Origin of the sequence: Arthrobacter bambusae (genome assembly GCF_030812595.1) — a bacterium.
GTDB classification, from domain to species: domain Bacteria; phylum Actinomycetota; class Actinomycetes; order Actinomycetales; family Micrococcaceae; genus Arthrobacter; species Arthrobacter bambusae_B.
Map to the genome: position 1 here is coordinate 88,116 of NZ_JAUSSZ010000016.1, position 6,769 is coordinate 94,884.

Sequence of the window (6,769 nt, forward strand, 5' to 3'; positions counted from 1 at the left end):
GCATGGCAAAACTGATCTACTCGGGAATCATGTCCCTGGACGGCTACACCGCCGATGCCGACGGAAAGTTTGACTGGAGCATGCCCGACGAGGAAGTGCACAGCTTCGTCAACGACCTGGAGCGGCCAGTCGGCACCTATCTCTATGGCAGGCGGATGTACGAGATCATGTCGGTATGGGAGGACATGGCCCTTTCCGGGGAGCCGCCGGTCATGCAGGACTACGCGCAGATCTGGCGTACCGCGGACAAGATCGTGTATTCCACGAGCCTGGAAAGAGCGTCTACTGCAAGGACGCGCATTGAGCGGGAGTTCGACGCCGAATCTCTCCGGACGCTGAAAGACGCATCAGAGCAGGACATGTCGATTGGCGGCACGGTCCTCGCAGCCCAAGCCATTAAGGCCGGCCTGGTGGACGAGTTCCGTCTCTTCCTCACGCCAGTGGTCGTCGGAGGAGGCAAACAGTTCCTCCCCGACGGCGTTCGCCTGACGCTTGAGTTGTTGGAGGAGCGTCGCTTCGGCAACGGCGTCGTCTACCTCCACTATGCCCGGCGGGCATAACCGCATCGCGTACGCCGCTGAAACAGAGCTGCCAGCCGCCGTCGGGCCCTCCCCGAAGCATGTTCAGCCGTCATGTGGGCGAAAGGATGCCTAGGTATCGCTGGACCGGCGGGTAACGTAAAGGGCGTGCAGTTGAGTCAAGCGTTGGTCAAGACCGCGGCCGGGTGGCTGCTCGGTCTGATGCTTGCCGTGGCCGCCGCGATCGTTTCCATCAACCTGGTGAGCAACTCCATCGCCAGCCCGCAGCAGCAAGTGCGCGATTACCTCTCCGCACTTCAGCAAGGGCACGGCGGGGAAGCCCTAGGCCTCCTGCACGCTTCCGTGCCCAACGCGAACGCCGCCATGCTGGACGGTACCGCCCTGCAGACGGCGGCGTCGAAGATCACCGATATCAAGCTCGGCAACGCCGAATCCCGCGGGGGCAACCGGGTGACGGTCCCCATGGACTACCAGATTGACGGCAAGCCGCTGCACTCGGACTTCCTGCTTGAGCGGACAGGCACCGAGTGGCTGTTCTTCGGCAAATGGTCCTTCGTGCCGTCATCCCTGCCGACGATCGAGGTCACGGCGGTGAACGCCAACGAAGCGAACCTGAATGGCGTCCCGGTGAACCTGCCCAATGGCCGCAACAGCTTTGCCGTGTTCTACCCGGGCCAATACGAAGCCAGCCTGACCGGCAAATACTTCTCGGCGCCAGCTACCAGCACGTCGGTGACTACGGACGCCCTGCCTCAGGCACCCCTCAACCTCCTGACAAAGCCCACAGACGCCATGATCAAGGTGGTGAGCGACAAGGTCAAGGAATTCCTGGACACCTGCGCCGCCGACGCGACCAAGCAGCAAAAACTCCAACCCGATTGCCCGTTCTACCACGTGACCAACAGCCGGGTGGTGGACGGGACCATCAAATGGGAAATCACGGAATATCCCAAGGTCAGCATCGACCCCTTTAACGGACAGTGGGTAGTGGCTCCCCTCAACGGCAAGGCCAAGGTAACAGCCCGCGAAATCGACCTATTCAGCGGGGCGGTCGGCGACCTCAGCGCCGTTCACGACTTCAGCTTCACCACTCGTCTGGAGATAGGCGCAGACACCATCACGGTCACCCCGCTGGTGAGCTTCTAGGCGCCCTCGCCACGCCAGCGTCACGCAGCCAGGGCAACCAGCGTTTAGTCCATTCCGCGCAGGTCAAGCACCAGCTCGGAGTCGCCGTCGGCCTGCAGGACCACGGGGATGCCCCAGTCTTGCTGGTAAAGGTGGCACGCGGCGTGATCCGGAATTTCGCCGTCCTCGGTCTCAGGGCCATCGCACGCGGCCGCGCGGGCCGTGATGTGGAGGATTCCGTCAGACACGTCCGCGGACAGCTCCAACGTCCGCAACAGCCCCACAGACGTGCCACCGCCGGAAAGCAACAGCTCGGGCGGGGTCGACGAGATCTTCAGCTGCGTGGGGTCGCCCCAACGGTCGTCGAGCTTCTGTCCGGTCGGCGCCGTGAATCGCACGGTGAGCTCCAAGTTCCCCGGCGCCACAGGACTCTTGGGCCGCTGCGTCTGGGATGCGCCCTCGTCTACCTGCTGGGCTTCCTTGGGGATGGGAACGAGGACCAGCTGGTGCTTGTTTGATTCGACCACCACCAGCAGCGGTTCGCCGTCTTCCGGATAGACCACGACGACGTCGCTCGGCTCGGCGAGTCCCCTCGCCAAGGTGGACACCGCGTCGGTGGCGGGATCGTAGCGCCGCACGGCACCGTTGTAGGTGTCTGCGAGGGCTACGGAGCCATCGGGGAGCACGGTGACGCCAAGGGGGTGCTGCAGCCGGGCTTCGGTGGCTTCGCCGTCGCGGAATCCGAAATCGAACAGGCCCTTGCCCACGGCCGACTCAACAGTGACACCGGATTCACCGAGGACCAGGCGGCGCAACGCCGAGGTCTCGGAATCGGCCACCCAGATGTTGTCATCCGCGTCCACGGCCAAGCCGGACGGCTGGGCGAACCAGGCTTCCTCGGCAACTCCGTCCAGCAATCCTTCAAGGCCCGAGCCCGCCAGGATGGACACCTCGCCGCTCAACGGTTCGAAAGTGAAGATCTGGTGCGTGCCGGCCATCGCGATGACGACGCGCTGCAGCTTTTCGCTCCACACTACGTCCCAGGGCGAGGACAGGGAGACCCCGGTCCCCACACCCAGCACCCCGACGTCGAGGGCGTCGGCAGCGAAGTCGGCCGGACCGGCGTCGTGGTGTTCGGCCCAAACGCCGGCACCCTTTTCCGTCACGCGGGCCGGGCCGGCGTCGAGCAAGCGCTGCACGCCGTTGCCCGCAACAGTCTGCACATAACCCGAGCTGAGCGTGACGCCGCGGAGGCGGTGGTTCACGGTGTCCGCGACCACTGCTTCGTACCCGAGCTGCCAAGCCAGCGACGACGGGAGCACTGCGACGCCCTGCGGCTCGTTGAACTGGGCAATTTCCGCCGCGCCGTCCAGGTATCCCTTGGTTCCGGAGCCGATGATGCGCTCCACGGTCTCAAGGTCAGGGCGAAGTTCCACCAAGCGGTGATGGCCGGAATCGACCACAAGATAGTTGCCGTTGTCCAGCTGGGTCGCCTTGCCGGGGAAGCGCAGGGTGCCCGACGTCGGGACGGGAGCCACGTACGGGCCGTCACCGCGGTGCAGGGTCCCCTTGGCCTCGTGCTCGGCCACCAGCTCCTCCAGGAGTACCGCAAGGCCGTCTGCGTGTCCCTCGCCGGAAAGATGCGCCACAATGTAGCCCTCAGGATCCACGACCACCAGGGTGGGCCATGCGCGGGCCGTGTAAGCCTTCCACGTGGCGAGTTCGGGGTCGTCCAGGACCGGGTGGTGGATTTCGTAGCGTTCGACGGCCGATGCGAGGGCAACAGGATCGGCTTCGTGCTCGAACTTGGGTGAGTGCACGCCGACCGTCACCAGGACGTCGGAGTACTTTTCCTCAAGCGGGCGCAACTCATCCAGGACATGCAGGCAGTTGATGCAGCAGAACGTCCAGAAGTCCAGAAGCACGATCTTGCCGCGCAGCGATTCCAGGTCCAGGCTCTTCCCACCGGTGTTTAGCCATCCACGGCCCACCAGCTCAGAGGCACGGACACGCAGTTGGGTGCGTACGGTTTCGCTCATCAGCGTCCTTCCAGGTTTGTCTTGCTTTCGGGCCGCTTGGCGCCCCGGTCAGTCAGTTTCGCATCGCGGCTGGCTAGCCGCGCAAACATATCGTTATAAGCATTCAGGTCGGCGTCGTTATTCCTGTCCGCCGCGCGGTCCGTGCGTTTCGTCTCCCGTTCGTCAGAACGGGACCACATGACCGCGACGCCGATCGCCACCAGCAAAGTGGGCACCTCGCCGATTCCCCACGCAACGGCACCCCCCGTCTGCTGGTCCAGCAGGGCCGACGAACCCCAGGTCCGGCCGAGGTTGCCGAAATAATCGGCCGCGAGCAACCCGGTGCCACCCATGATGGACACCCCGAAGAAAGCGTGAAAGCCCATGGTGGCCAACAACAGAAGCAATCGCATGGGGTAGGGAGCGCGCCGGGGCAGTGGATCCGCGCCGATCATCGTGAGCACAAAGATGTAGCCGGTCAGCAAGAAGTGCAGGTTCATCAATTCATGACCCACGTGCTCGCGCATAGCCCAGTCGAAGGCGTCGGAGAAGTAGAAAAGGACGATCGAGCCGGCGAAGTTCGCGGCGGCAAACAGGGGGTGGGTCACCACCTGGGAGAACTTCGAGTGCACAAACACCAGGATCCATTCACGCAGTCCGCGGGAACCGTCCCCGCGCGATCCTTCGCCGCGCGACGGAAGTGCGCGCAATGCCAGAGTCACCGGCGAACCCAGGACCAGGAACAACGGAGCCACCATCGTCAACGCCATGTGGTCCACCATGTGCGCGGAGAACAGTATGCGGCCATAGACCGACGCCGGTCCTGACGTGATGTAGGTCAGGACCGCCAAGCCGATCATCCAGTTCACGGTGCGGAACCATGGCCAGGAGTCGCCCCGGCGGCGGAGCTTGACCACGCCAAGGATGTAGCTCGCCGCGCCGAAGAGCGCCACAGCCACCCAAAGCCAGTCGAAGCGCCACTCGGTCAACCAGCGCGCGGGCGTCAGTTCAGGCGGCAGCTCGTAGCCGGACAGGATAAAGGCCGGCGAGGCGTCGGGTGCGTAGGTCGTGGGCAGCGGCGGAGCCGAACTAGCCAGCGCGACGGCGAGCCCCGACGTCGCGCCCATCACCAGAAGTTCAACCAACACCAGCTGCCACAGCACGCGGCGAGTGGTCAGCGACTTGCGGCCCAGCTGCGGGATCACCCACTGGCGGTGCATGAAACCTATGCCGCCCAGGACAACAGTGGCCAGGGCCTTCGCCAGGACGATCTGCCCGTAGGGGGTGCCCACCAAGGCCGAAAAGCTGGTGATGCGAATGCTCGCGTTGACAACGCCCGAGGCGAAAACCAGCACAAAGGCAAAGCCTGCCAATGCGGAGAACCGGCGGAGGGTCTGCTCTGTGATGTCCTTGGTGCCTGTCGCCTTGGAACCCCGCAGGAGGCTCGAGAGGACCGCAAGCATGATGATGCCCCCCACCCAGGTGGACACGCCCACCAAGTGAAGGCCGAGCGAATTGATGGCGCCCTCATGGTCGCTGGAACTTGCGGAGTGGCCAATCAGTGCGCTCGGAACCAGTCCTCCCAGGGCCAAGACAAGCGTCAGCGCGAGTCCCGCCAGCGAGCGGACGCCGAACAGCGCCGTCGTGACAATCGCGGCGATGATCGTGACGGCGAGCCACGCCTGGCCCGTCTGGATGTCCGTCATGAAGTAGACGAGGGATGCAGTGAACTGCGCATCCCCGGAGAGGTGCTGCCCGGCCACGTCCGCGTAGGTCAGCACGAGGACCGCGACGGCGGAGAGCGTCCAGGCTGCGCCTGCTGCTGCCGCTACGGCCAATGCACGGGTGAACGCCGGATGTTCAGGCGCGTCGTCGCCTTTGGATCGCGTATGCCTGGGAAGGATGGCGACGGCGAAGATCAGCCCGCCGATCACAGTCGCCAAGGAGACGTTGTGAATGGCTTTGGCCACGGGAAGCCCCCAGCGGACGAAGGTGCCGGGATCCGCGACCTGCCGGGCGGCCGATGCGCCGGAGAAAATCAGAGCGCCTACAAGAGCCAGGAGGAGCGCGGCCAAGCCCGCAAGCTGCCAGGGCAAGGAGATCCCTTCCACGGCAGCGGCTGCCTTGCTTCCCGGCTTGGAAGCGGGCGAAGGGGCAGCGGCGGGAGTTTTGGCTGATGGCACCTATCCATTGTCCGCTAACGTCGGCGGCGCGGCGAATCGAGCGGATTAAAGCAGAAAGGCGGCAACCCGCAGGTTGCCGCCTTTCAGGGCGTTCGCCGAAGTGTCTTACTTCTTGGCGACAGCTGCCTTCAGCTTGGAGCCGGCGGTCAGCTTGACGCTGTGGCCAGCGGCGATCTGGATGGTCTCGCCGGTCTGGGGGTTGCGGCCCGTGCGGGCTGCGCGGTCGGTACGCTCGATGGCGAGCCAGCCCGGAATGGTGATCTTCTCGCCAGCGGCGACGGAAGTCTCGAAAACCTCGAACAGGGCATCGAGCACGGAGTTGACGGCAGCCTGGCTGGTGCCAGCCTTGCCAGCTACCTCGGAAACCAGTTCGCTACGGTTCTTAGCCATTTGTGTCCTCCTGGACTTTACGATTTTGGAGCTCACGCGCGGCATGCGCGCGAGCCACTGTTCGAAAACTTACCAGCTTGGGAGGACCCGGCCAGCAAATTCCGCGTGTTTCCGCGCTTTTTTGACCAAATTCACCCTATTTCGGGCGCTTTTGGGACTCAATTCCGCCGCGGGCGAACTCCGGGCCCCCGACGCGGGCTCACATATGGCGGGTCCTGGCCGGACGCCCGCTCACGTCTGGCGGCTTCCGGCGGGTCGCCCGCTCACATCCGGTCGGTCCAGACGGGACCCCCGCTCACGTATGACGGGTTCTGGCGGGACGCCCGCTCACATCTGGGCGGTTCTGGCGGAACGCTCGCTCACATATGACCGGTCCCGGCGGGACGCCCGCTCACATATGTGCGGGGTGGCGGGGTTGTTTAAATGGTTCAGGCCCCGGCACGTGGGTGCCCGGGGCCTGAACGGTGAATGGTTGTCCGGCGGTGTCCTACTCTCCCACACCCTCCCGGGTGCA

General features: G+C 64.6%; 5 protein-coding genes. 2 read left to right on the forward strand and 3 right to left on the reverse strand.

From position 1 onward, the window contains the following. The first annotated feature begins 2 nt into the window (after positions 1–2). Positions 3–560 carry a dihydrofolate reductase family protein gene (locus J2S96_RS17685; RefSeq protein WP_306866356.1) on the forward strand — a complete coding sequence of 186 codons (558 nt, stop codon included), beginning with the start codon at positions 3–5 and terminating at the stop codon, positions 558–560. Between the two features lie 132 nt (positions 561–692). Continuing rightward, the gene (locus J2S96_RS17690) at positions 693–1,685 is read left to right on the forward strand and encodes a hypothetical protein (RefSeq protein WP_306866371.1); all 993 of its coding nucleotides are present in this window, start codon (positions 693–695) and stop codon (positions 1,683–1,685) included. Positions 1,686–1,729: 44 nt separating this feature from the next. On the opposite strand, the gene J2S96_RS17695 is transcribed toward J2S96_RS17690, so the two are convergent. From J2S96_RS17695 to J2S96_RS17705, 3 genes are all read right to left on the reverse strand, one after another. Beyond that, positions 1,730–3,703, reverse strand: a complete 1,974-nt coding sequence (locus J2S96_RS17695) for an NHL domain-containing thioredoxin family protein (protein ID WP_306866359.1) — start codon at positions 3,701–3,703, stop codon at positions 1,730–1,732. Further along, positions 3,703–5,865, reverse strand: a complete 2,163-nt coding sequence (locus J2S96_RS17700) for a cytochrome c oxidase assembly protein (protein WP_306866362.1) — start codon at positions 5,863–5,865, stop codon at positions 3,703–3,705. The genes J2S96_RS17695 and J2S96_RS17700 overlap by 1 nt, the downstream gene beginning before the upstream one ends. A 105-nt stretch (positions 5,866–5,970) precedes the next feature. Continuing rightward, entirely contained in the window at positions 5,971–6,255 is a 285-nt protein-coding gene (locus tag J2S96_RS17705; protein WP_184739845.1) for an HU family DNA-binding protein, read from the reverse strand. Positions 6,256–6,769: the final 514 nt, after the last annotated feature.

Coding starts and splice junctions, on each gene's coding strand:
- J2S96_RS17705 (WP_184739845.1), bottom strand. CDS start 6,255: ATGGCTAAGAACCGTAGCGAACTGGTTTCCGAGGTAGCTGGCAAGGCT.
- J2S96_RS17685 (WP_306866356.1), top strand. CDS start 3: ATGGCAAAACTGATCTACTCGGGAATCATGTCCCTGGACGGCTACACC.
- J2S96_RS17695 (WP_306866359.1), bottom strand. CDS start 3,703: ATGAGCGAAACCGTACGCACCCAACTGCGTGTCCGTGCCTCTGAGCTG.